The 21,547-nt window shown below is 40.7% G+C and carries 22 protein-coding genes, 2 rRNA genes, 1 pseudogene and 1 riboswitch; of the genes and pseudogenes, 5 read left to right on the top strand and 20 right to left on the bottom strand.

The features are described 5' to 3' along the window. Window positions 1-8 precede the first annotated feature (8 nt). Window positions 9-638 carry an MOSC domain-containing protein gene (locus tag JI665_RS20320; RefSeq protein ID WP_414635277.1) on the bottom strand — a complete coding sequence of 210 codons (630 nt, stop codon included), beginning with the start codon at window positions 636-638 and terminating at the stop codon, window positions 9-11. A 178-nt stretch (window positions 639-816) separates the two neighbouring features. Between JI665_RS20320 and JI665_RS20315 the strand changes: the two genes are divergently transcribed. Continuing rightward, on the top strand, window positions 817-2,076 hold the full coding sequence (locus tag JI665_RS20315) for an MFS transporter (protein WP_206843203.1): 1,260 nt from the start codon (window positions 817-819) through the stop codon (window positions 2,074-2,076). Window positions 2,077-2,112: 36 nt separating this feature from the next. Here JI665_RS20315 and JI665_RS20310 read toward each other — a convergent pair whose 3' ends face one another. From JI665_RS20310 to JI665_RS20275, 10 genes are all read right to left on the bottom strand, one after another. Continuing rightward, window positions 2,113-2,904, bottom strand: coding sequence for an alpha/beta fold hydrolase (locus JI665_RS20310; protein WP_206843201.1), 792 nt, complete (start codon window positions 2,902-2,904; stop codon window positions 2,113-2,115). An 83-nt stretch (window positions 2,905-2,987) separates the two neighbouring features. Next, a complete protein-coding gene (locus JI665_RS29025; RefSeq protein ID WP_280516114.1) occupies window positions 2,988-3,113 on the bottom strand; it encodes a hypothetical protein in 126 nt (41 codons plus the stop codon). Between the two features lie 278 nt (window positions 3,114-3,391). Continuing rightward, window positions 3,392-3,448, bottom strand: a complete 57-nt coding sequence (locus JI665_RS29270; protein ID WP_369425971.1) for a hypothetical protein — start codon at window positions 3,446-3,448, stop codon at window positions 3,392-3,394. A 166-nt stretch (window positions 3,449-3,614) separates the two neighbouring features. Then, window positions 3,615-3,845: a hypothetical protein gene (locus JI665_RS20305; protein WP_244671268.1), complete on the bottom strand. Its 231-nt coding sequence runs from the start codon at window positions 3,843-3,845 to the stop codon at window positions 3,615-3,617. A 112-nt stretch (window positions 3,846-3,957) separates the two neighbouring features. After that, complete coding sequence (locus JI665_RS20300; RefSeq protein WP_206843197.1) at window positions 3,958-4,782, bottom strand: DUF2935 domain-containing protein; 825 nt, start codon at window positions 4,780-4,782, stop codon at window positions 3,958-3,960. A 95-nt stretch (window positions 4,783-4,877) separates the two neighbouring features. Beyond that, window positions 4,878-5,756: a GNAT family N-acetyltransferase gene (locus JI665_RS20295; protein ID WP_206843196.1), complete on the bottom strand. Its 879-nt coding sequence runs from the start codon at window positions 5,754-5,756 to the stop codon at window positions 4,878-4,880. Window positions 5,757-6,013: 257 nt separating this feature from the next. Then, window positions 6,014-7,885 carry a PTS fructose transporter subunit IIABC gene (locus JI665_RS20290; RefSeq protein WP_206843187.1) on the bottom strand — a complete coding sequence of 624 codons (1,872 nt, stop codon included), beginning with the start codon at window positions 7,883-7,885 and terminating at the stop codon, window positions 6,014-6,016. A 1-nt stretch (window position 7,886) separates the two neighbouring features. After that, the gene (gene pfkB / locus JI665_RS20285) at window positions 7,887-8,816 is read right to left on the bottom strand and encodes a 1-phosphofructokinase (protein ID WP_206843185.1); all 930 of its coding nucleotides are present in this window, start codon (window positions 8,814-8,816) and stop codon (window positions 7,887-7,889) included. Then, the gene (locus JI665_RS20280) at window positions 8,813-9,565 is read right to left on the bottom strand and encodes a DeoR/GlpR family DNA-binding transcription regulator (RefSeq protein WP_206843183.1); all 753 of its coding nucleotides are present in this window, start codon (window positions 9,563-9,565) and stop codon (window positions 8,813-8,815) included. Before JI665_RS20280 ends, pfkB begins: the two co-directional genes overlap by 4 nt. A gap of 426 nt (window positions 9,566-9,991) precedes the next feature. Further along, a complete protein-coding gene (locus JI665_RS20275) occupies window positions 9,992-10,267 on the bottom strand; it encodes a DUF2188 domain-containing protein (RefSeq protein ID WP_206843181.1) in 276 nt (91 codons plus the stop codon). Window positions 10,268-10,435: 168 nt separating this feature from the next. Here JI665_RS20275 and JI665_RS20270 point away from each other — a divergent pair. Together JI665_RS20270 and bioB are read left to right on the top strand one after the other, a co-directional pair. After that, a pseudogene (locus tag JI665_RS20270) lies at window positions 10,436-11,032 on the top strand (biotin transporter BioY). A gap of 24 nt (window positions 11,033-11,056) precedes the next feature. Beyond that, window positions 11,057-12,049, top strand: coding sequence for a biotin synthase BioB (bioB, locus tag JI665_RS20265; RefSeq protein ID WP_206843179.1), 993 nt, complete (start codon window positions 11,057-11,059; stop codon window positions 12,047-12,049). Between the two features lie 58 nt (window positions 12,050-12,107). On the opposite strand, the gene JI665_RS20260 is transcribed toward bioB, so the two are convergent. From JI665_RS20260 to JI665_RS20240, 6 genes are all read right to left on the bottom strand, one after another. Next, window positions 12,108-13,145, bottom strand: coding sequence for a ribonucleotide-diphosphate reductase subunit beta (locus JI665_RS20260; RefSeq protein ID WP_206843176.1), 1,038 nt, complete (start codon window positions 13,143-13,145; stop codon window positions 12,108-12,110). A 10-nt stretch (window positions 13,146-13,155) separates the two neighbouring features. Next, window positions 13,156-15,378, bottom strand: coding sequence for a ribonucleoside-diphosphate reductase subunit alpha (locus JI665_RS20255; protein ID WP_206843167.1), 2,223 nt, complete (start codon window positions 15,376-15,378; stop codon window positions 13,156-13,158). Between the two features lie 133 nt (window positions 15,379-15,511). After that, a riboswitch (cobalamin riboswitch) is annotated at window positions 15,512-15,705 on the bottom strand. Between the two features lie 124 nt (window positions 15,706-15,829). Then, complete coding sequence (locus tag JI665_RS29020) at window positions 15,830-15,958, bottom strand: hypothetical protein (protein ID WP_280516113.1); 129 nt, start codon at window positions 15,956-15,958, stop codon at window positions 15,830-15,832. A 141-nt stretch (window positions 15,959-16,099) separates the two neighbouring features. Then, on the bottom strand, window positions 16,100-18,523 hold the full coding sequence (locus JI665_RS20250) for a heavy metal translocating P-type ATPase (protein WP_206843165.1): 2,424 nt from the start codon (window positions 18,521-18,523) through the stop codon (window positions 16,100-16,102). Window positions 18,524-18,685: 162 nt separating this feature from the next. Continuing rightward, window positions 18,686-18,892: a copper chaperone CopZ gene (copZ, locus tag JI665_RS20245; RefSeq protein ID WP_206843163.1), complete on the bottom strand. Its 207-nt coding sequence runs from the start codon at window positions 18,890-18,892 to the stop codon at window positions 18,686-18,688. Between the two features lie 17 nt (window positions 18,893-18,909). Continuing rightward, on the bottom strand, window positions 18,910-19,251 hold the full coding sequence (locus JI665_RS20240; RefSeq protein ID WP_244671266.1) for a metal-sensitive transcriptional regulator: 342 nt from the start codon (window positions 19,249-19,251) through the stop codon (window positions 18,910-18,912). 166 nt (window positions 19,252-19,417) lie between these two features. Between JI665_RS20240 and JI665_RS20235 the strand changes: the two genes are divergently transcribed. Then, entirely contained in the window at window positions 19,418-19,567 is a 150-nt protein-coding gene (locus JI665_RS20235) for a hypothetical protein (protein ID WP_206843152.1), read from the top strand. Between the two features lie 37 nt (window positions 19,568-19,604). Here the strand turns inward: JI665_RS20235 and JI665_RS20230 are convergent, their stop codons facing one another. Further along, window positions 19,605-19,784: an H-type small acid-soluble spore protein gene (locus tag JI665_RS20230; RefSeq protein WP_009336786.1), complete on the bottom strand. Its 180-nt coding sequence runs from the start codon at window positions 19,782-19,784 to the stop codon at window positions 19,605-19,607. A 228-nt stretch (window positions 19,785-20,012) separates the two neighbouring features. Here JI665_RS20230 and JI665_RS20225 point away from each other — a divergent pair, with 228 nt between their 5' ends. Further along, a complete protein-coding gene (locus JI665_RS20225; RefSeq protein ID WP_206843150.1) occupies window positions 20,013-20,636 on the top strand; it encodes a LysE family transporter in 624 nt (207 codons plus the stop codon). A gap of 493 nt (window positions 20,637-21,129) precedes the next feature. Here JI665_RS20225 and rrf read toward each other — a convergent pair. Continuing rightward, window positions 21,130-21,246, bottom strand: a 5S ribosomal RNA gene (gene rrf, locus JI665_RS20220). A 202-nt stretch (window positions 21,247-21,448) separates the two neighbouring features. Then, a 23S ribosomal RNA gene (locus JI665_RS20215) occupies window positions 21,449-21,547 on the bottom strand; the annotation flags it as partial.

The following is a 21,547-nucleotide window of genomic DNA, read 5'->3' as shown; positions in this document are numbered from 1 at the left end:
ATTTTTTATTATAGAGCTTTTTCCAGCTTTTCTCGCCAGACATCTGCAAGGGCTTCAATCTGCAGCAATTCTTGAATTGCTTTACGATTTTTGCGGTCATGGAACATGATAAAATTTCCTTGCAGAACCGATACCTTTTCCTGCTTTCTTTCTTCGAGCTTAAGTACGCTGCCTGCTGTTACAGTTCCTTCCTTCAGCACCCTGAAAAAATAGCCTGTAAAGCATGTTTCAACAATTCTGCTTAAAAGCCGATCTTCTTCGTTATGATTTGAGATGGTTGAACATGGAATGCGGCCCTGTGTTATTTGGATAGCGGATTCACCAAACGAAAAGATATCACCTATAAAAACATCCTTTTCCAGCATATTACCCGCACAAATATTTTCACCAAATGCCGGTGGACAGAATGTCTTTTTAAATTCTTTTTCCCACATCCCGTAATGTTCGAATGGGTATAGGCAAACTGCCCGGTCGGGTCCGCCATGAAAATCAGTGTTTGCCACTCCATCCCCCTGGAAACCATCCTTCGTTAAGAACGCACTTTCAATTTTCTCTTTGCCGATTCCCGATATCTCCTCACGGTTTTTCCAGCTGTGCTTTTTCGGCTTTCCTATGCTTAACGCAATAATTTCTTTCACAATATCCCCTCACCAGATTCGCTTTTCTCTATATTTTAACGCTTTCCTTTTAGTAAATCGAAACATATTTTTCCAGAATTTGAATTTCCCATAAAAAGACAGAGGTTTTTCTAGTTAGTTTTCCTGCAATTAGCCCATATTAAGACTAGTTTGATTAACGAAAAGGAAGGTCAGAAATATGGAGCATGTTGAAAATTTACAATCTGTAAATTCAAAAGCTAAAAAGAAGTCAGGTGATGATGTCCATAATCAAAAATGGGCCATTCTTTCACTTTCTTCAATTCCTCTCGTTATGACTCTTGGGAATTCCATGCTGATTCCTGTTCTGCCGGCGATGGAAAATAAACTAAATATTTCTGCATTCCAATCCAGCATGATTATCACCGTTTACAGTATTGTAGCTATTATTTTGATTCCAATCGCAGGCTTTTTATCAGATCACATTGGCCGTAAAAAAGTCATTATACCAAGTCTTCTCATTGCAGGAATTGGGGGGCTGATCTCTGGATGGGCGGCATGGAAAATGGCTGATGCTTATTGGATCATATTAGCCGGGAGGGCATTGCAGGGTGTTGGGGCAGCAGGTGCGGCACCAATTGTTATGCCTTTAGTCGGAGATATGTTTAAAAATGATGATGATGTCAGCAGCTCCCTTGGCCTGATTGAAACTTCCAATACCTTTGGAAAAGTTCTATCACCTATTCTCGGAGCGTTTCTGGCAGGGTTTATTTGGTTTTTACCGTTTTTTTCTTTTCCTGTTTTTTGTACGATTTCAATCCTGCTGGTTTTCTTCCTTGTAAAAACACCAAATAAAAGAGAAGAGCCGCTTCCGCTAAAGAGATTTTGGAGCAATATCAAGGATACCTTTAAAAACAACGGAAAATGGCTTTATGCTATTTTCTTAATAGGTGCCATTCTCATGTTTGTGCTGTTTGGTATACTTTTTTATTTATCTGATGTGCTTGAAAAGACTTATGATATTAAAGATGTTAAAAAAGGGCTTCTCCTGGCTGTACCGCTTGGCGCACTATGCCTTTCGTCCTATCTGACAGGAAAAAAAATAAAAGAAAATAAAATACTGATGAAGTGGATCATTTTTTTAGGCTCAGTACTAGTGGCTGCTGCCACTGCAATCTTAAGCTTTTCAAACAATATGTGGTTTATGATCAGCATGTTCCTGTTTGCCGGAATTGGAATAGGAGTTGCATTGCCTTCATTGGATGCACTAATTACGGAAGGAATTGCAAAAGAAGAACGTGGAACCATTACTTCTTTATACAGTTCAATGAGGTTTATAGGCGTTGCCGGCGGCCCGCCGGCCATTGCCATTCTGATGAAGCATTCTGATCAAGGGCTTTTTTATATATTAAGCGGAATAACCATTCTTGCTGCCCTTGCAGCCATTATAGCAATCAAACCTGACGCAAATGAGGGCTAAAAAAATCCGTATCGTGCAATGACGATACGGATTTTTTTATTTAAAATGCTGCTGTACAAAACCAGTTACAACCTGATTGAAAAGCTGCCACTTTTTGGTTGGCGCCTGGTGGGAAACACCTTTGATTATTGCCGCCTGAAAACTGACATATCTCCTATAGCTCCTAATATGCTGATTAACAAAATCTCTTGATCCATATATCAGAAGAAGGGGGACGCTTAAGTTCCTCAGGCGATCCGTGCATGTATAGTGGAGCGACCTATCGTAAAATTGAAACCACATGGTATGATTCGCCTTTTTCATGTGTTCCAGAATATCTTTTCTGACTTTTGGATCATTTGTGTGACTTGCTGCTATGACATAACGCAGGAAACCCGGAAAATGTTTCACGAAATACATTCCCATTATATGCTCATATTTGAAAGTTTCTGTTAAAACCTCTGGAAATCCGCCAGATAGTATGACACCAAACGTCCTTTCAGGAAAAGAGAGAGCAAATTCCTGAGCAATTATGCCCCCGGACGAATAACCCAGGATAACGGCTTTTTCAATTTCCAAGTGGTCTAATACAGCTTTAATCTCTTCTGCATACCCTTGGATGGTTACTGTTTTCTCGGGACCAATCGTATCTCCATTCCCGCTTAAATCAGGAAAAATAACCTGAAAATGCTCAGCCAGCAGGCCTTGATAATAAAATACCTTTCTCCCCATGGCAGGCGGATGTATAAAGATAATCGGTACACCATTTCCCATCGTTTCATAAAATATCTGTGTATCCTCATAAATAAATGCTGGCACAAGAAATCGTCCTTTCCATTCACAAAACATAGATGGCCCTAAAGCCTCCTGTTCCATATAAAAATGGGACAGTTTTAGTCTGCCCCATCTCGGTCAATTCTTTATTACCAACATCAGTTAGGTCTTGTCTTTTTAGCTTTTTTGCTTCTCTGATCAAGCTCTTTCGAGAACTCCATATCGTTAATGCTCTTGTTTGTGCTCTGCAAGCCTGATTTAGTCTTAATATTGCGTTTTGTCATGTTAATCCTCCTTTACAGTACGTCATCATAGTATGACACCTTAGTCTTCAAATCATTATGGATTTTCGGCTGGAATCTGCATATACTAGATGTAATCATGTGATTATGCTTATTTCCGTGACTTTCTGAACAGTATATGATATTCTTGAATTAAGAATATGAAAAAAAAACGACCGCAGGTGTTGCCGCACCCACGGTCATTCGCAATAGTCGTTCCCTTAGGGGATCGGCCTGTCAAAGACATAGACCTCTCCCTCAATTATCAGATCAAGGGAGGTCTATTTTTTATGGTTAAAAGTCATGACAGCAATGATCAGACTAGAGAAGGAAATCATCATCATGATCGATTCGAAAACTGTCAAAAGGCATCACCCCCTTTCGTACGGGGCTAGCCGACCACCCTTGAGAAACTCCCATTGCTTCTTTATTATAACACATCCTTGTCCATTTAGTCGAACGTCTGTTCTGTTTTAGGAAAATTGATTCTTCTTTCCTATTTTTTCAAGTTTCACTATCTTTATCGCCTGCAGATTTCCTTTGAAGATATCCGCGAAGAAAACCCATTTCTTTATTAAGCAAATACTCCATTTCCCCCAGCTGCTGCTTAGCAATTATCTGTGGACTGCCTGTCCATTCAGCACTGTGGATAAAGTAATAATTCTTTATTCGTTTAAAAATGATGACCGCTTCAGGAAAACAATCAAACAATCCTTTTACCTGATTTCTCCGCATGTAACTCCATCTTACCAGTTTCATGATATCAGCCTTTTTATACTCTTTTTACCCAGAAAACACTGCCGCATGTTCTTAATGCAAAAAAACTGCCAAATAGGCAGCATTGAATTTATTCTTTAAGTCTCGGCTTTGCCGGATCACATTTCGGCTTTTCAGACTGAGTGGACTCAGCAAGCTTTGACAGGTAGTAGCATTCTTCACGGTACATGTGATCAGCCATTAAAGCTGCAAATGTACCCAATGCCTCTTTGCTCAATTCAAGCTCCTCAATTTCATTGAGAAAGTTCATAAACAAAGATATTTCAAGTGCAACATCGCTGTTGAACTTTTGAAGGGCCGGGAATGACTCAACATTTGTCCGAAGGAACCCGGACATTTCAACCGCCTTTAAATAAAATGCTTCAAAATCCTTGGTATAGCCATCACTGATTTTTTTTATTTTCTTCTCAACACTTTCCATATTATCTGATATGGCTCCAGCATGGCCAGCTGCATCCAGAAGCCAGATTAAATGGTGATGGAGCTCATGAAGTACAGGCGGGACTTCCCCCTTTTTTAAATATTGAAGGACCAGCATATATTCTTCAAGTTCATTGACCATATGGTTTATAAAAACAGGACCAAGATGAATGGTAATTTTCCCTGTCAGATGACGTTCGAGTAGGTTCAATTTAAATTCCCTTAGCTTTTTAGCTTCCTGTTCTGCCCTCCGGCTCAATTGCTCCAGGTTATCCACTTCAACCCTGCCTAAAAGCTGATCGAAGGTTTGTATAAAGTAGTTCGCCCTTTCAATGCTGTCCTTTTCCTTTGGTGACAGTGAATCATGTATGAAGCGTGCATGATCACCCAAAATCTGAAGCCAAAACCCGTGTTCAAATTTTGCAGCACTTTCAAATCCAGCAGCCAAAATATCTCCCCTTTCAACCTTACTCATAAAAACATATCAGGAACCGTCCGAAATTATGCCTATATGCACGAATCTCAAAATTAATTGGTCACTTAGTTTTTTGCAGAAAGGGGGAATCCTGACTAGGCATCAGGCAAAAGCGCTTTTTTCATCATTACCTGGCCAATCTTTTTTTCAAATCCCATTTTAAGCAAAGCTTGAGATGCGGGATTGGAAGCAGAAATATTAACTGCAGTGAAATCAATTGATTCATCCTGATCCAGGAACAGCTGGCCCAGAATACTTTCAGTCATTGCCTCATATGCACTGCCAACCGTGAATTTTAGCTGATAAATGATAATTCGGTCTGTACGCCCTCCTGCATCCAGCACTCTTTTGTATAAAATGTAGCCTTCCTCTTTCCCATCTTCACTCATAAGTACAGCCGCTTCCCCTTGTCTCGCACTCTGCCACTGGCACTGCCAGGCAGCATCGCTGTCATAAAAGCTGAGTAACTGCAGCTGTTCGGGATATATCTTTTTTAATGATAAATGTCTTTCCATCAATGAGCCTATTTCATTATGTGTTAGCTTCATGTTTAGATAAAGCAATTGATCAGTAATCGCATAGCCTGCTTTCTTGTATAGCTTAATCGCTCTCTCATTTTCTTCAATTGCTTCAAGAACAGCAGTGTGCGCATTTTCAGCTTTATATATGCTGAGCACTTCCGACATCATGGCTGCGGAAAGACCTTTTCCCCTGTATTGTGGAGCAATCCCAGTGCCTCCGTTCCAGGCAATTTTTCTGCCGTTAATCTCCCGGAACCCATTCATTATGATTCCGCAGGGTTCTCCGTGCATAAAAGCGACAATCGATTTTTCAGGCGAAAGTCCCTCAGATGCCATACGATTAACAAAGGCCTGAATATCCATTTTTATTGGAACTATATAACCTTCAAAGCCTTTATTCCAGGCGGTCACCGCCTCCTCCAGGGTAACTTGAGAAAGTTTTTTTATTTTCATAAACGCTCTCCTTCAAATTTTACTTGGTGCATCTAATAGTTATTTATTTATGCTTGTTTCCTCTTTTAATAACAATGATAATGGCCATGGTTCCACACCTCCAACTATATAGACTTGGCAGTTTATTTATTTATAAAAAAAAGACCGGTTAGTTTATTTCAATTAAATCATTTATTTTCAGTTTTTTCAATCTTTTCTAAAAGTATTTTTTTTAAAATTTAAAGCCGATACATTAAGTATCGGCTTTAGTTTATTCACTATTTATTTAATGGTTTTTTCAGGAACCCTATAAGGAATGCAGACAAAAGAGCTCCTGCTATTATTCCTGCAAGGTAAATTCCCCATGGGCCATCGACGAGAGGGACGACAAAGACTCCTCCGTGCGGCGCTCTTAATCCGATTCCAGCCATCATTGAAATGGCGCCTGCCACGGCTGATCCTGCCATGATGGATGGGATGACACGCAGTGGATCTGCAGCTGCGAATGGGATTGCACCTTCTGTAATAAACGAAAATCCCATAATGTAATTTGCTTTTCCTGCATCCTGTTCCTGTTTTGTAAATCTATTTTTGAATAAAGTGGTGGCAAGTGCGATGGCAAGTGGCGGAACCATACCAGCTGCCATGATTGCTGCCATTGGTTCATATACTCCATTCGCAAGCAGCCCTGTACCAAATACGTATGCCGATTTATTAACCGGGCCGCCCATATCAAATGCCATCATCAGCCCAAGCACTACTCCAAGCATGACAGCATTTCCAGTACCAAGACCTGAAAGCCACTCGGTGATAGCAGTATTTAATGCGCCAACTGGTTTGTTGACAACATAAAGCATCAGCAATCCTGTGATAGCAATTCCAAAGAGCGGATAGAGCAAAATCGTTTTAATTCCTTCAAGTGATGAAGGCAGGCCAGCAAAGACCTTTTTCAAACCAACTACTACATAACCTGCAAGGAAGCCGGCGATGATGCCACCAAGGAATCCTGCGCCTCCAGATGCTGCCATCATTCCCCCGACTGCACCTGCAGCAAATCCTGGGCGATCAGCAATACTCATGGCAATGAACGCTGCAAGGATTGGAACGATTAATCCAAATGCATTTCCCCCGCCAATGGTCATCAGTGCTTCTGCGATAGGATGATACGACGGATCATTAGGATCTGCTGCTTTATATCCGAACATAAAGGAAATGGCAATAAGTATTCCGCCCCCAACAACAAATGGAAGCATGTTGGAAACGCCATTCATCAGATGCTTATAAATTCCTGCTTTTTGTTCTTTATTATTCTCTGCATTTCTGCTGCTGTCTGCGCTTCCGCCCTTGTATACCGGTGCATCCTGCTTTAGCGCTTTTTCGATAAGCTCCTGAGGTTTTCGGATGCCGTCAGCAACTGCGGTTTGGAGAACATGCTTGCCGCTGAATCGCTCCATTTCAACCTTTGTATCTGCTGCGACTATAACTGCTGCTGCATTTGTAATTTCTTCCGGTGTCAGAACATTTTTAGCGCCGCTTGAGCCATTTGTTTCAACTTTAATATCAACGCCCATTTCAGCTGCCTTGGCTTTTAGTGAATCAGCCGCCATATAAGTATGGGCAATTCCTGTTGGGCAGGCTGTTACTGCTACAACAAATCGTTTACTGTCTGCAATATTTTGGACTTCCTCTTCTTCTGTCACGTCATAACTGTCTATAATTCCAATAACTTCGTCTGCAGAAGCAGCATTCTGGAGTTTTATGCGTGCTTCCTCGTTCATTAGTATCGATGAAAGCCTGGAAAGAGCTTCCAGATGTGTATTGTTTGCTCCTTCCGGTGCTGCAATCATAAAGAATAGATGTGCTGGCTGACCGTCAAGTGATTCATAATCCACTCCTGCTTCTGATTTGCCGAATGCAATAGCAGGCTGCCTTACCGCACCAGTTTTTGCATGAGGAATGGCTATTCCGTCGCCGATGCCTGTTGTGCTTTGTTCTTCCCTTTTTAAAATGGCATTTTTAAAGGCAGAACTGTCATGAAGCTTTCCTGCTTGATCAAGCTGGTTTACCAATCCATTTATGGCATCCATTTTGCCTGTTCCGCTCAACGAGAGCAGAATCGTATCTCTTGTAAGTAATTCTGTTATTCTCATCCTAAATCTCCCCTTTTAGGCTGACCTTTTCAATCGAAACCTGAGAAAGCAATTCCTCTGCTCTTTCCTTTGTGCAAATACCAAGTGAAAAAGCCGTTGCGCTTCCGGATGCAACACTGTATTGAAAAGACTTTTCTATATTTTTGTTTTTTTCATAAGCTGCAAGAAAACCGGCTACCATGGAATCTCCTGCACCTACAGAACTTTTCACTTCCCCTTTTGGAACGCTTGAAATATACGCAGCATCTTCAGAAATCAGGACTGCTCCCTCCCCTGCTAATGAAACAATTACATTCTGTGCGCCCATTTCTACAAGTTTCTGTCCATATGGGATCACTTCTTTTGCGGAAGTAAATTCTGTATTGAATATTTCACCTAATTCATGGTGATTGGGCTTTATTAAAAACGGTTTGTATGGAAGGACCTTTTTCAGTAACTCTCCCTCTGCATCTACCACAAAAGCTGTCCCGTTTTCTGAACAGATTCTAACCAGCTCTTCATAAGTTGATTCAGGCAATGCAGATGGAATGCTGCCAGCCAGGACAAGTAAATCTTCTTCTGACAGGCTGCGGATTTTATTTTTAAGATCTTCGAAATGCCTTCCTGAAATGGCCGGCCCTTTGGCATTGATTTCCGTTTCCGCCTCTGTCTTGATCTTTACATTGATTCTTGTGTCATCAGCAACTTGGACAAAGTCAGTTTGAATATTCTCTTTGTTTAAGTAATCAACAATATAATCTCCAGTAAATCCGCCTACAAAGCCAAGGGCCTTGCTTTCCACATCCATTCTGTTCAGCACTCTGGAAACATTTATCCCTTTTCCTCCAGGGAACTTTGTATCCTGCTGCATGCGGTTAAGACCGCCGACTATTATCTCATCCAATTCTACGATGTAGTCCACTGACGGATTTAGCGTCAATGTGTGTATCATGCTGTCACGACCTTTATTGTAGTTTTGCTGATATAAGGCTCTTGCTGATCCTCATTCAGTTCATTTGTAATAATTGCTGCTGTATGCAAATCGGCAATCTTGGCAAATGCGATTTCTGAAAACTTCGTATCATCGGCAAGTACGAATGCCTCCCTTGAAAGCGAAATGGCCATTTGCTTAATCATTGCCTCATCCTGATCCGGTGTGGTGTAGCCGAATTGAGGATGGATACCGTTAACCCCCATAAAGCATTTATCAAATCGGTAATTTTCCAGGCTCGCCAATGCCCCCCTGCCGATGATGGCTTTTGTCTGTTCCTTGGCAAAACCGCCGATTAAAAATGTTTTTATATTCCTTTCGAGCAATGCGTTGATATGCATTAGTCCGTTCGTTACAACCACAATTTCCTTCGCAGGCAAAAAGGGAATCATTTCAGTTACTGTCGAGCCTGCATCCAGATAAATGGAATCACCTTCCTCAACTAGACTTGCCGCGTATTGGGCGATTTGACGCTTTTGCTGAAGGTTTCTGGATGACTTCTCAGACATGCTGGGTTCCTGCAGCTTACCCTGAAGCCTGGCTGCCCCTCCATGTATTCTTTTTAAGTACTTCCCTTCTTCAAGCTGGGTCAAGTCCCTTCTTATTGTTGATTCCGATGTTTCTGTCATGTCAACGAGATCCTGAATTTTCACTACACCTTTTTCTTTTAAAAGCTGCAGAATCAATTTGTGGCGCTCTGGTGTTAACAAAACATCACCTCCCTGGGTGTGTTGTTCTTCTTGATTACATCATACTGAAACCGATTGCAAAAATCAATCATTTTCATTCAAAACAAACCAAAAACAATCAAAATTTGATTGTTTTTGGTTGTTTCAAGAGTGTTTACTCCCTGATTCGTAAAATGAAAGAATATTTTAAATATATTAAAATAATAGTTTGCTCTCTATGTTTTATTATGCTAGAATCAGAAATAACAATATATAGTTTCTAAAACCTATTATGCTACTATATATTGTTCCAAATTTTAGAATTCACTCGTTCCAAGGTCTCTTTTTGAACCGCTTTCTATTTGAAAGCGGAATTTTTTTGTTTTAGAAATAAGGTCTCTTTTGTTCAATCCCAGCCAAACAAAAAAAGAGCACTACTCAATGGTAATGCTCTTCTTAATTAATTATTTATTTATCTTCATAATTAACAAGATCATCTATTTTTCCATCTTCATTATGCAAGATTGCCATTGTACCAGCCTCCTCTGCCATGCTCTTCGCTTTCTCCACTGCATCTGACTGTGATTCCGCCGTAAACTCAGGCTCGTTTTGCCCCTCTTTCTTGACTGCCCATCCTTCCTCATCATGCGGTACTACATGGAATCTTGCTTCATCTGTACCTGCTCTGTCCTTAAAATATTGTTCCTGTTTATCACTGTGAATATTGTTTTTACTACTTGCCATGTTTATACCTCCTCTATTTCGTCATCTATTAATGTGCAGTATCACTTTACCCTCCATTTCTGGACAGAAACATATTATATGTTAACCCATTATAAAATTAAGTTGACAATTAACGTTTTCTGCTATTATTCTAAATTGTATAAATATAATTCTTTCAGGAGGCATTTTATGAAGACAGGTTTAAGAACGATTGATTTAACATTGGCTGGCATGTTTGTCGCCCTAATGGCTGTTGGAGCAAATATCACTTCATTTGTCCCATTTTTGGTTATTGGGGGAGTCCCTATTACTTTACAGACCTTTTTTGCCATTTTGGCAGGTGCTATTTTAGGAAGCCGATTAGGGGCTATCACTATGGCTGTCTATGCTTTTGCCGGGCTTGCAGGCGCTCCTGTATTTTCAAAATTCGGCGGCGGTTTTGCTACCTTATTAAGCCCCACTTTCGGTTTTATCCTATCGTTTATTTTAACAGCCTATGTCACCGGCAAATTGATTGAAAAGAAAAAGTCTGTTCCGGTGTATATTACTGCAGCTTTAATCGGAATGGTGATCAATTATGTTTTTGGGACGAATTGGATGTATATGGCCTATAAACTCTAGTTTACAGCACCTGAGGGGTTTACCTATCAAATGGCTTGGCTGTGGATGGCAGTCCCCCTTCCAAAAGACATTATTCTTTCTGTTTTTGCCGGGTTAATGGCCCATCGGCTGGAGCAAAGAGTATTTGCCGGCAGTCAGTTCAGAAAAATGAACCGAGCAGCATAAACCATTTTACTAAGGAGGATACATATGAATTTCCAAGAGCTAGCCCTAGACGTACTAAAAGGACATGAACTGACAGACTCGGAGGCAATGGGTATTTTAAATTGTCCAGATGAAGAACTGCTGAGCTTATTGTACAGCGCCTATAAAATCCGTCATCATCATTATGGGAATCATGTTAAATTAAATATGATTATTAATACGAAATCAGGCCTATGTCCTGAAAACTGCGGCTATTGCTCACAATCGAGCATCTCAACAGCACCTATTGAAAAATACCGGATGATGGATAAGGAAACTATCATCCAAGCTGCTAAGCAGGCCCATCAGCTAAATGTCGGAACCTATTGCATCGTTGCAAGCGGAAGAGGCCCGAGCAATAGGGAGCTAAATGAAGTAGTTTCAGCGGTTAAAGAAATAAAGGATACCTATAAAATGAAGGTCTGTGCCTGTCTCGGGCTCCTAAAACCTGAACAGGCTGAGCAGCTCAAGGAAGCTGGAGTGGACCGCTATAATCACAATATTAACACCTCGGAAAATCATCATGAGAGCATCACTACCTCCCATACATACCGGGACAGAGTCAATACGGTCCAAATAATAAAGGAAGCAGGCATTTCACCTTGTTCCGGGGTAATTATTGGTATGAAGGAAACCCAGGAAGATGTCATAACAATGGCCAGAAGCCTAAAAGCCCTGGATGCCGACTCAATACCGGTTAACTTTCTGCATGCAATCGATGGGACGCCATTAGAAGGGACAGATGAATTGAATCCCCGCTATTGTCTGAAGGTGCTTTGCCTGATGCGATATATCAACCCATCAAAGGAAATCAGAATATCCGGAGGCAGAGAAGTGAATCTCCGGAGCCTTCAGCCGCTTGGACTTTATCCGGCTAATTCTATTTTCGTTGGAGATTACTTAACCACTGCAGGGCAGGAAAGCACCGCGGATCACCAAATGCTGAAAGATCTTGGTTTTAAGATTGATTTTGTATCTGGAGAACCTGTACGCTCCTAATAAAAAAGATTCTGCGCCAAAGCAGAATCTTTTTTATTATATATATCCTGATGACCCTTTATAGTTCATCAAACCCATTATCAATTTGAACTTTTGTATATTGCCTCGATTTTTGTTCAAAGAAATCAGACTTCCCATGGTCAACCTGCTCATAAGCTACAATCCAGCGGAGCGGATTAGTCCGATAGTCTTCAAACGGCCGTTCATACCCTAGCTGATTGCAGCGGACATTAGCATAAAATTTGATATAAGCTTCAACATCGGACAGCAGGATGCCTTCTGTTTTGCTGCCGATCACCTCGCGGGCCCATTCAATCTCCAGTTCAGCTGCTCTTTTGAAAGTCTCCTGGACGAATTCACTTAATTCATTAGTATTAAGTTCCGGATTTTCCTGCAGAATTTCTTTAAAAATTTTAACAAACAAGTCAACATGGATTTGTTCATCCCGGTTGATGTAATTAATCATCGTGGAGGTGGCAACCATTTTCTGATTTCTTGCCAGGTGATAAAAGAATGCAAAGCCTGAATAAAAGAAAAGCCCTTCCAGAACGACATCATACACAATAGATTTCAGCAGGTTCTCCGCGCTTGGATTCTCTGCAAAATCTTTATATCCGTTCACAACAAATTCATTTCTTTCAGCTAATATAGGTTCTGTACGCCAGAATTCAAAAACCTCATCCTGTTTTTGTTTTGGAACCAGGCTTGATAGAACATATGAATAGGAGTGATTATGAATCACCTCCTGCTGTGCGAGTATAATCATGAGTGCCGATATGCTTGAGTCGGTAATATAATCAGCAACTTTTCCGGCATAATCCGTCTGGATGCTGTCGAGCAATGCAAGCAGCCCAATAATTTTCAAAAATGCATCCTGTTCACTTTTCGTTAATTCCGGAAATTGCTTAATGTCCTGTGACATGTTTATTTCAAAAGGCGTCCAAAAGTTAGCGAGCATTTTTTTATACTTTGGATAGGCCCAGGAGAAGCGGACATCATCCCAATTAAGAATATTGGAGCATTCCCCGTTAATGATTGAAGTTGATTTGTTAGGCGCCGATTGATTAATAATTGGCCGTTTGTTTAAAGTATTCATAAGGTCCTCCTTAGCTGGAGCAAGATTCACAGTCTTCAATCTCAGATGAAGTTGATCGGATATAATACGTTGTTTTTAATTTTTTCTGCCATGCTGAAAGATGCAGATTCAAAAGATCGATTGCTTTAATATGGTTCGGTATATAGAAATTAAATGAAATAGCTTGATCTATATGTTTTTGTCTGTTTGCATTCTGCCTGATGCTCCACTCCTGGTTAATATGATAGCCAGATTTGTAATACCAAATGGTCTCACTGTTAATATCAGGAGCTGTTACAGGTATCCGATAATCCTTTTTCTCTTCCGAGTACTGCTTGTTGAAAATAGGATCAATACTTGGAGTGCTTCCTGCAATTAAAGCAGTTGATGCATTTGGGGCAACCGCCAGCATATAGGCATTTCGAACGCCGTTTTCACTTACCTCTTTGCTTAATGCAGCCCAGTCCATATCTGACTCTGCCTCCAGATATCCCCGCTTTTCAAAGTAAGCGCCCGTTTCCCAATCAGAACCTTTAAAGACTGAATAGCTTCCTTTTTCTTTTGCCAGGTTCATAGAACTTTTTATCGCTAAAAAAGCAATTTGCTCATATAGAATGTCAGCAAATTTTTCTGCTTCTTCGCTTTCCCATGTGATTTTTTTCAGTGCAAGAAGGTGGTGCCATCCAAAAGTTCCCAGTCCAATCGCACGGTATTTCTGGTTTGTGATCTGGCCCTGCGGCACTGGAATACTATTAATATCAATGACATTATCAAGCATTCGCACCTGTATTGGCACTAGCTTTTCAAGAACTCCCTCATTAACGGCTCTTGCAAGATTGATGGATGAAAGATTGCAGACAACGAAATCTCCTGGATGTTTTTCGATAATAATTCTCCCATCCCTTGTATATTCCTCAACCCGCTTTGTAACACTTTGGTTTTGTACGATTTCCGTGCACAGATTTGTACAATAAATCATTCCGCAATGTGAATTGGCATTTTTCCGATTTACTTCATCCCGGTAAAACATAAATGGTGTCCCTGTTTCAAGCTGGCTTCTCATGATGGATTTCATTATATCGATGGCAGGAACTTTTTCCCTTGATAGATTCGGGTTATCTATGCACTCTTTATATTTCTGGCGGAATAAACCTTCGCCTTCACCTTCGTCATAAAAATCCTCCAGTGAAAAGCCCATAACCTTGCGGACTTCATGGGGATCAAATAAATACCAATATCCCCGGCTTTCCACTTTTTCCATAAACAAATCCGGAATGCAGACACCAGTGAATAAATCATGTGTTCGCTGCCTTTCATCTCCGTTATTAAGCTTTGCATCAAGGAATGAAAATATATCTTTATGCCAGACATCAAGATAGACGCTTATAGCACCCTGCCTTTGTCCAAGCTGGTCGACACTGACGGCTGTGTTATTCAGCTGCTTCATCCAGGGAATCACACCTGAAGATGCACCCTTAAATCCTTTAATATCACTGCCTCTGCTGCGGATTTTCCCCAAATATACTCCGATTCCGCCGCCATTTTTTGACAGTGATGCAATATCGGTATTGCTGTCATAAATAGAATCAAGACTGTCATCAACGGTCTCAATGAAACAGCTTGAAAGCTGTCCCCAGTTCTTCCCTGCATTAGCGAGCGTTGGAGTGGCAACAGTCATATACAAACCGCTCATTGCCCAATAAGCCTCTTTAACAAGTTCAAGCCGCATACCCTTCGGCTCCTTTTTCATCAGCACCATGCTGATGATCATAAACCGCTCCTGGGGAAGTTCATAAAGATTTTTCTGTTTGTCCCTGGCAAGATATCGGTCAGCCAGCATTTTCAGCCCCAAATATGTAAATAAGCGATCATTTTCTTTCTTTATGAAGCGGGCAAGTTCATTTATCTCATCTGTTGAATACTCATCTAATAAATCCTGTTCATAAATTCCCAGAGCCGTCAGCCGTTCAATTAACGTATAAAAATGTTTGTAGCAATCATCCGGCTGGCATTTTCTATTTTTTCCTGACTCAATATAGAGCTTCTTAAGAAGCAGACGTGAAGCGGCAAAAGTCCAATCAGGCTCATCAATGCTGATAAAAGATAAACAATCCAGAATAAGCTGGTCATACATCGCCTCTGCTCCCCGCTGGCTCATTTCTTCATACCTTTTTAATAGCTGCCCAATGCCGAGCTGCGGAAATTCTGTCTTAAGTTCTTCTAAAATTTCGATCGGTTGTATGGTTTGAACCATCTTACTTCCTCCTAAAGGCAAAATAAAAATCCGCCCGGAAAATGAGCGGATCAAACGATAGAATAATAGCAGGAAGAAGATGACAAACGGCCATTACGCGATCGTTTCATCATCTCAATCCCCGAAGATAAGAAACTTTCGATCGCCCTGGCAGGTCTCCTGGCTTGTGCTTCACTCTACTAAAAGCCCTTCCCATACAATCGCCTTAACGCGTATTGTACAGTGGCATGCTCTTTTCGTCTGCACTTACAGTTGCGGGGACAGCTTCGGTTTTACACCGAATTCCCTATTAAGTCCTCTTAGGACACCAATCACGATCTATATGTAGTTTTTATTCTTTTTAATATATACTATATATTGTAGATGATTCTATCATATAGAGAAATAGATTACAAACTTTTAATCCTTAGTACACAAAAAAGAACAGAGGGAATTTCCTCTGTTCTTTTTCTCATTCATGATTTTCCATTTCATTATCATGTGATACCGGCTCTGGGGTAGCCCCCAAAAAATCATATACAGCATATCCTGCCATTACAAGAACGAGGTAAGCAATCGCTGCACCGGCCCATTTTTTCATTTTATCTGCTCCTTTTTAATTAAACGTTTTTTCAATTATCTTAGTCTAGCGGTCAGTAAGATTCCACTTCAAGGCCTAGAGGAGTCCGTATAGGCTCGATTGAATCAACTAATAATCAGTGGAGAAAAAGCCCACACTGTTTCACTTTATTTTTACTCTTTGTAATCTAAGCGCGTTTAAAACGACAGATACGGAGCTGAACGCCATTGCAGCGCCGGCAAGCCAAGGTGCAAGGAATCCTAACGCAGCTACCGGGATGCCAAGTGTATTGTATGCAAAAGCCCAGAAAAGATTTTGTTTTATATTCCTTATGGTTTGTTTACTCATTAGGATGGCGTCTGCAATACTATTTAAATCCCCTCTCATCAGCGTAATATCAGCTGCTTCCATCGCAACGTCTGTACCGGTTCCGATCGCCATTCCAATATCAGCTACAGCGAGTGCAGGTGCATCGTTTATGCCATCGCCGACCATGGCAACTTTTTTCCCCTGTTTCTGAAGTTTTTTTACTTCTTCTGCCTTGCCTTCAGGTAAAACCTCTGCAATTACAGAATCTATGCCCACTTCCTCAGCTATTGCCTCAGCCGTACGTTTGTTATCTCCCGTAATCATAATGACTTCAATGCCCAGTTTCCTTAAGCGATTAATTGCATCTCTGGAAGTTTCCTTTATTGTATCCGCAACTGCCACGATACCTGCATATTTGCCATCAACTGCGACAAGCATTGCCGTTTTTCCGTTTTCCTCAAGTGTTTCCATTTCAAGTTTGGCTGATTGGACATTAACACCGTATTTGTCCATTAATCTTCTTGTGCCTATCAAAAGGTCAATGCCATCTACTTTCGCTTTAATTCCATACCCGGGAACAGCTTCAAATTCAACTGGATTAAATAGCGTGATCCCTTTATCCTTTATTCCCTTTACGATCGCTTCAGCTAATGGATGCTCAGACTGTTTCTCTGCTGAACCCACCAGCCGGAGAAGTGTCGTTTCTTCAACGTTGCCTTCCGTAATCACATCTGTTAAAACTGGTTTGCCATGTGTAACTGTTCCAGTTTTATCAAGAACAACTGTAGTGATTTCATGTGTGAGTTCCAAGTGCTCTCCGCCTTTAAAAAGAACCCCAAATTCCGCAGCCCTGCCGGAGCCGGCCATTATAGAGGTTGGCGTCGCCAGACCTAGTGCACATGGACAGGCAATTACCAGGACGGCAATCAATTTTTCGAGTGCTTCTGCAAAATCCCCAGGACTTACCCATATATACCACACCAGGAATGTAACCGCAGCTATGGTTACAACAATTGGAACAAATATCCCGGAGATTCTGTCTGCCATTCGCTGTATGGGGGCTTTTGAACCTTGCGCTTCTTCAACCACTTTTATAATCTGTGACAATGCTGTATCTTTGCCAACTTTTGTGGCTTTAATTTTCAGAAAGCCATTTTTGTTAAGGGTCGATCCAATAACTGTGTCGCCTGCTGCTTTATCAACAGGTACACTTTCCCCTGTCAGCATGGATTCATCCAAAGCAGACTGGCCTTCGATAATTTCACCATCAACTGGAATTTTTTCGCCTGGCTTTACATATATGATGTCCCCAGCAATAACTTCTTCAAGAGGAATTTCAATTTCTTCCCCTTCTCTTAAGACAGTTGCTGTTTTTGCCTGCAGACCCATTAGCTTTTTAATCGCTTCAGAAGAACGTCCCTTAGCCCGTGCTTCAAACAGCTTGCCTAAGATTATTAATGTTATAAGGATCGCACTTGTTTCGTAATAGAGTTCCACCATTTGTGCATTGGTGCCAATTGATAAAATTGATTGGTACAAGCTATAGAAAAATGCAGCAGAAGTACCGAGTGCAACCAGCACATCCATATTGGCGCTCTTATTTTTTAATGCCTTATATGCCCCGGCATAAAATTGCTTTCCTATGAAAAATTGAACGGGAGCTGCAAGCGCCAGCTGCACCCAAGGATTCATAAACATATCTGGAACATAAACAATTGATGTAAACTCGAAATGTCCAACCATGGACCAGAATAAAGGTATAGAAAGAATCAACGAGAAAATGAACTTGCCTTTTTGTTTTTCAATTTCCTTTTCCCGATATCCTTCGATATCTTCGTCTCTATCCATTTTTATTTTTGCCTGATACCCTAAATTCTCCACTTTCTTTATCATGTCCTGGATGGAGATTTCTTCAGGGTTATATTCTACAGTACCAGTTTCAAGTGCCAGATTGACTACAGCTTGTTTGACGCCTGGAAGCTTATTGAGTCCCTTTTCAATCCTGCCAGAGCAAGCTGCGCAAGTCATGCCCAGCAATTCGAACTCAGCTCTCTCCGATACTACCGTATAACCTAGATCCTCAATTTTTTTCTCAAAAGCTACAACAGAAATGACTTCAGGATTATATTTAATTACTGCTTTTTCCAATGCAAGATTGACAGTCGCTTCCTGAACGCCGTCCAGCTTATTTAACCCTTTCTCAATTCGAGACGAACAGGCTGCACATGTCATCCCTGATATTGGAAGGTAAACCTCCTTTAGGGCAACATCACCCATAGCTCCCACTCCTTTATTAAACAATGTTTCTTATACTTAATATACTATACCACCCTACCCTATATGTCAATCAAATAAATCCAAACAATTTACTTATTTTTCAATTCCTCGTTTACTAAAAAAAGAGAACGTGCATTTTATTCACACGTTCTTTCCCGATAATTACTCTACATCATATCCTTGATCGTCAATTGTTTCTTTGATTTGTTCAAGTGTAACTGCTGATGAGTCAAATTGAACCTGCACCTGGCCATTATCAAGGTCAACTGCTACTTTATCTACACCATTTAATTTGCCGACACTGCCTTCTACCGCTTTTACACAATGTCCGCATGACATTCCGCTAACTTTCAAAGTAACGCTTTCCATAATAATTAAACCTCCTATTATTTTTTCATTAGCTTTTGAATAGTTACTAAAAATTCATCAAGTACCTCATCATCGCCTTCGTGAATTCTTTCTACCACACAGCTTTTCAAATGGCCTTCAAGTAAAAGCTTTGCTACGCTATTCAAAGCAGACTGAGTTGCAGAAATTTGTGTTATTATATCGTCACAATACACGTCTCTATCAATAAGTCCTTTTATTCCGCGTATTTGACCTTCAATCCGATTTAAGCGGGTTGTCAAATTCTTTTTAACTTTTTCTGAATGATGACTTTTTCGCTCCGATTCAATCGAACAGCAGCTTTCAGACGATAAATTCTCATCTTCCAATTCAAACGCCATTTAATCAGCCTCCTTAATATCCATTATATTATACCCCGGTACCCTATGTAAAGCCCTGAACTCAAGATGAATTAAATTACGGATTTTTATGTATAATTTCCCTTTCATGATATTGAAAATCTCTGTTTATACTAACGGAAACACTTTATTAAAGGAGGCAGCTGATGTGGAAAGAAAGCATGAAAACCTGGAAGACACAGGCAAAGATCTATATGGGATCGATAAAGATATCAGCCTGCAGTCAGTAAACTTTGCTTCTGCTGAGAATCAGTATTTAAATGAACGAACAGAAATTGAATCCAATCAGGAAATATAGAGTAAAAGCCGCCAAAAATGGCGGCTTAGGATCATATTTACAATTCTGTCAGTTCTCCAATTTCTACCTCGGATCTTTCTTCAAGTGGACCGCGCAAATGTACCGTTGCTGTCCTTCCGTCCTCATTCAGCTTGTCGATCCACACGGAAGCACCATTATATTTTACTTCGATATCTGCCGATGATGAAAGAATTTGCTTAACTCTTTTTGCATCCATAAGAAACACTCTCCTCTGCTTTTTTCATTTTATTTTTTGCATGGATGAGAAATTTATGCTTACTTTATTTAAAAGTGAACCATGTAATACTTTTGAGGTTTAAGGTTTATGGATTATGCCAGCTGATTGGCTGTTCATAACTTGCACTGGATTAAAAGTTGTCCTATACTTCCAATCCACTGAATAGACTTTGTACAAACAGGTTTGGCAGTTAGGAGCTGTACATTTATGAGCATATTTCTAGGCTATGTTTTCTTGGGTCTGTCGCTTGCAGCGCCAATCGGTCCAATTAATGCTGCACAGTTGGATAAAGGAATAAAAAATGGCTTTTTCCATGCCTGGCTGGTAGGGCTGGGTGCTATGACAGCAGATGCCATATATATGGCGGCCGTTTATTTGGGCGTTGTACACTTTCTTGAGATTCCATTCATGAAAGCCTTCTTATGGTGCTTTGGATTTTTCGTCCTTGTTTATACAGGTGTTGAAACCCTAATAAGTGCGGGAAAAGTAGTTTCAAGCTATAGAACCAAAAATGAATCTAAAGTTAAATCTTTTATGTCAGGCTTTCTCATGTCATTGTCAAATCCTTTAACTATACTTTTTTGGCTTGGCATCTATGGTTCCATTCTGGCCAAAACAGCAGCCGAGTATGACAAGGCACATGTTGTTTTATACAGCGGCGCAATTTTTACAGGGCTTCTTGTCTGGGACATAACGATGGCAGCTGTTGCCAGCAGCTTCAGAAGATTTTTAACCGGGAAGATTCTCGCTCTAATTTCCATATTATCTGGCTTATCACTGATTGGCTTTGGGATTTATTTTGGAATGCAGGCTTATAAACTTTTATTTTAATACATATTCCATTCATTCGGACCAGGTGGAGAAAAACAGATAATTATGTGCTGAAATATCTATATGAGCTTGCATGATGGTATGCGTTGCAGTTAATTTGGTTAATCTGGCAAATTCGGGGATTTATCTAAACCTTATTAGGGTTTATCTAGCATGTCTAGGAGCTTATCTAACAGGTTTTATTTTTTATCTAGTATATTTTGAAGTTTATCTCACATTTGGCACAATTTATTTTTGTAGAGAACAGCTTATAACACTTAAAACAGACGGTGAAATAAGGAGTGGCACAAATAATTCGATTTAGGCTTATATACGTGTGAAAGTGACGCATATATGTGCCAAAGTGAAGCATAACATGAAAAAGTGGCATTTGTTCACAGGTGTGACGCATATATCTATTTTCCCATTAAAAAGAAGAGTCCAAATAAGCTATTGGGTACCGTAACTCATCCAAGCACACAAAAAAGAGCACCCATCAGGTGCTCTTTCATATGCCCGGCAGCGTCCTACTCTCACAAGGGGACAGCCCCTAACTACCATCGGCGCTGAGAAGCTTAACTTCCGTGTTCGGTATGGGAACGGGTGTGACCTTCTCGCTATCGCCACCGGACTATTTGATTGAAGAAACTTCGTTCCCTCAAAACTAGATAATGCATGAAGAAGTATTGCCGAGTATTCACCAATGACTTGTCTAGCTTCGGCTCCTAACTTCTCGGCCGTTTCGATCCGTCCCTCCAAATCCTAAAACCAGGATTTGAATGGCCGGCTCTCCAACGTCTTTCGAAGTTGAACAGTCGCCTCCGCTTTTCGTTTTGGTTAAGTCCTCGATCGATTAGTATCAGTCAGCTCCACATGTCGCCACGCTTCCACCTCTGACCTATCAACCTGATCATCTTTCAGGGATCTTACTA

It is taken from the genome of Bacillus sp. NTK034 (assembly GCF_017303275.1).
In the GTDB taxonomy this organism is placed as follows: domain Bacteria; phylum Bacillota; class Bacilli; order Bacillales; family Cytobacillaceae; genus Cytobacillus.
The sequence above is the reverse complement of the archived record's forward strand: the minus strand, read 5'-3'. Positions and strand labels throughout refer to the sequence as shown.